A 3457-nucleotide genomic window follows, 5' to 3' on the forward strand; every position below is an offset into this window, starting at 1 on the left:
TGCGATGCAGCTGCAGCTGGTGCCGGTCGACATGAAGCCGGATGCGAGGGCGGCGCGTGCCGGAAAGCGTAGGCCTACGAAAGGGCGAAGAACACGCGCGGAGAATTAGGAATTAGGAATTCGGAATTCGGAATGCCGCCCGCCCGGGGCTTTGTCATTCCGAGCGAGGCAGTAGGCCACACCCTTTACGTGTCATTCCGAGCGAGGCCGAAGGCCGAGTCGAGGAATCTGTGAGCAAGCTCGGGGAGCGCTTCAGTCCGGGCCATAGATTTCTTCGATGAAGGGGGATGTCAAGGGTGTACCTCTCCCCACCTCGGTGTCGATGGCCCAGACATCCGAGTCCCCTACGACGCTCAGCAAGATGATCTTTCCGGAGACGATGACCCGTCGTTTCTGATGTTGACACCGTTGTTGTTTTTCTAGCCTTGGATGCGAATCTGCAATGCGAATCATCGGTCTTGAAGCATCGTGAGCGACGTGCCGACCACGCTTCTTTCTGGGGCTCGGGGCCCATCGCAATGTCTGGTCGTGCGAGGGGGCATAGGCTCCATTCAGGGCCTTTTGGCCAGAAATCTATTTGATGCTCTCCCTCGACCTTTTTCGATCGCATCGTGTGCCTCACTACCTGGTTTGGCTTGACGGATCGGTCACCGGGGTGACCGTCTGACGTCTCTACTCTGATCTGATGACGGCCTTGCTCAGAACGAACGTCTCTCCTTTCTTCCAGATCGCCAAGGTCGTTGCAGCGATCTTGCGTGCCACGGTCAGCCGCGCCATCGATTCCCGCATCCCAGACTCGACCAAGGCATCAAGATGCGGTCTGAATGCCCGTGCGTCACGGACTGCACCTTTGAATGCATCCTTCAAATGCCGATTGTGGTTCCTATTCAATCCACGCGTCGACACCGGCCGGCGGCTGCGTCGAAGCTCTTCTCCCTCGATTTCCCAGTCGGAAGAGCCCCGCGTCACCACCGCCAGTCCGCAGTAACTCCAAAACTGTCGCTTCGTATGGAATCGAAACGGTGTCGCGACATGGGCCACGATCGTCGCTGATCGAATCGGGCCTCTGCCAGGCACTGATTTCAGTAAACTGCACGGCCGGTGTTTCTCAGCCTCGCGGAGTACCGCCTTTTCGGCTTCGTCTCTGAGGTCGTTCAACGACTCCATCTGCGAGTACAGCCACTCAGCCCGCGACCTCAGACCGGAAGACCGAAGCTTTGACAGCCACTCCTCCTGTTTCTCGAGCCTGTATACATCCCCGCCTGATGTCGCCTCACCCTTTGACCGGAAAACCGCTTTCAGCCGATTCTTCACCCGGACGCTGTCGGCCACCAGGTTTTCGTACCCACGAACCAGCTCCTTCAAAACCTTCGTCGAATCATCGCCGTGGTACACGGGCGAGAGATCGCCGCTGCGAAGCCATCTCGCCAGCTGCCTCGCGTCGATTCGATCGCTCTTGTTTCCTTTGTCGTTTCGATTCTTTCGTGGATCACACACCAGCAACTCCGCGACATGTGGCCTCAACAGGTCGTACAACCACGCCGCGTGCGTGCCCTCCTCAAAAGTCAGATGAACCGCTCCTGATATCGACTTCACCACCGACAAAAGACTCTCCGCTTTTGTCTCGACCACAGTCTCCATCACGAACTTGCCGCTCGAGTCCAAAACTGCAAATGTGGTCGTTGCAGCGTGCACATCGGCGGCGGCGAACTTATGATTACCCACGGGGCTTCTCCCTTCCGGTGTCACCAGGTACAGGACACACCAATTAAGGATGGGGGACGCCCCTTCATATTGCCTCCGCTCGCTCACTTCGTTCGCTCGGTCGAAATGACACAAGGAGAATGAGCTCCGTCTGCTCGGTCGGTATGACAGAAGAAAAAGGGAATCCGTTCGCTCGGTCGAAATGACACCGAGGGGAGAGGACGCTTCACTCAGGATGACGGGAAACGACGACGAGGGTTTCCGGCCTTGACAACGGGGCCGGCGGGGCTTAACTTACATAACGAACGTTCGGTTTGTTAGGGGGCGAATGTCGAGGGGAACGAACGGACGCCAGGCCGAGAGGTCGGAGGTCGCGACCAACAAGGTGTTGGAGGTGGCCCTCGAGCTCTTCTCCACCCAGGGCTACGGCGCGACCTCGATGCGCCAGATCGCCGAGGCCTGCGAGCAGTCGACCGGCAACCTCTACCACCACTTCGGCTCCAAAGAGGCGATCTTCCAGCGCCTCATCGACAATTACTGGGAGCGTCTCCTCGATCCCGAGCATTACCTGCAGAAGGTCTTCACGAAGGCAGACTTTCCCGACGATCTCGAGGAGCTGGCGGCTGCCATCGAACGCACGGTCGAAGAGAACAAGGCTTCCATCTTGCTCGTCTTTGTCGATGTCATCGAGCACCAGGGGCGCCACATTCGCTGGTTTTACGAGACCATGGCCGACCGCTTCCGGGAGAAGTACAGCCCCCATTTCGAGGAGCTGGAAAAAGTGGGAAGGTTGGCCGATGCGGACCCGATGGTGGCGGTGATGGTCGCCACCCGCTGGCTCTTCTACTTCTACATGGTCGAAAAGTGTTTCGGCGTTCCCATGCACTTCGGCATGGAAGCGCAACAGGCAGTTGACGGTTTCATCCGCATTTTGCGCAACGGGGTGCTGCGCCAGGAGTTGAGCGGCGTCGCATCTGGAATCCAGACTTAAGAAGGGGAGGAAACATGAGCGATCGATGGATTATCAGAGTGCTGGCGGTGGCGGCAGTTGCCGTCATCCTGGTGCTGGCGGTGCCGGCGCTGGCCCAGGAGGAGCCGGCAGAAGAACAACAGACAGAGGAGGAGCAGGCGATCGAAGAGGCCATCCAGCGACAGCAGTTCGCGGGCGAAATCATCGTCACCTCGCGCAGGATGGAGGAGAACATCCAGGAGGTGCCGATCGCGGTCACCGTGGTCACGGGCGACCAGCTGATGGATGTTCAGGCGACGGACATTTCCGAGCTCGACGCCTACGTCCCCAACGTCTCCATCTACCAGGGCCGCAACCAATCGACAACGCTCACAGCCTTCATTCGCGGCGTTGGCCAGTCGGACCCGCTGTGGGGCGTCGACCCCGGTGTCGGCCTCTATATCGACGACGTCTACATTGCCCGCGGCCAGGGCGCGCTGCTCGACGTGTACGATGTGGCCCGGGTCGAGGTGCTGCGCGGACCGCAGGGCACGTTGTACGGCAAGAACACCATCGGCGGCGCGATCAAGTACGTCACCAAGCCGCTCTCGGACACGCCTGAAGGTAAATTCAGCCTTGGTCTTGGCAACCACGGGACGCAAGAGTATCGCTTCAACCTGAGCGGGCCCATCATCGAGGGGAAACTGCGCGGCAAGATCGCCGCCGCCAAGCTCCTGCGCGACGGTTACGGCAGGAATCTGTACCAGAACCGCGACGTCTCCGACAAGAACACCATGGCGTACC

Annotated in this window: 3 protein-coding genes; 2 read left to right on the forward strand and 1 reads right to left on the reverse strand. The window is 59.2% G+C overall.

Features of this window, described 5'->3' with window-relative positions; all coding sequences use genetic code 11:
- Window positions 1-672 precede the first annotated feature (672 nt).
- Window positions 673-1725: a transposase gene (locus LJE93_08485; protein ID MCG6948932.1), complete on the reverse strand. Its 1053-nt coding sequence runs from the start codon at window positions 1723-1725 to the stop codon at window positions 673-675.
- 307 nt (window positions 1726-2032) lie between these two features.
- Between LJE93_08485 and LJE93_08490 the strand changes: the two genes are divergently transcribed.
- Window positions 2033-2695 (forward strand): TetR/AcrR family transcriptional regulator, encoded by a 663-nt coding sequence (locus tag LJE93_08490; protein MCG6948933.1) that lies wholly within the window; start codon window positions 2033-2035, stop codon window positions 2693-2695.
- A gap of 14 nt (window positions 2696-2709) precedes the next feature.
- Window positions 2710-3457: TonB-dependent receptor plug domain-containing protein (locus LJE93_08495; GenBank protein MCG6948934.1), on the forward strand; the 748-nt coding region annotated here is incomplete at its 3' end.

The sequence above is a fragment of the Acidobacteriota bacterium genome (assembly GCA_022340665.1).
In the GTDB taxonomy this organism is placed as follows: Bacteria; Acidobacteriota; Thermoanaerobaculia; order Thermoanaerobaculales; family Sulfomarinibacteraceae; genus Sulfomarinibacter.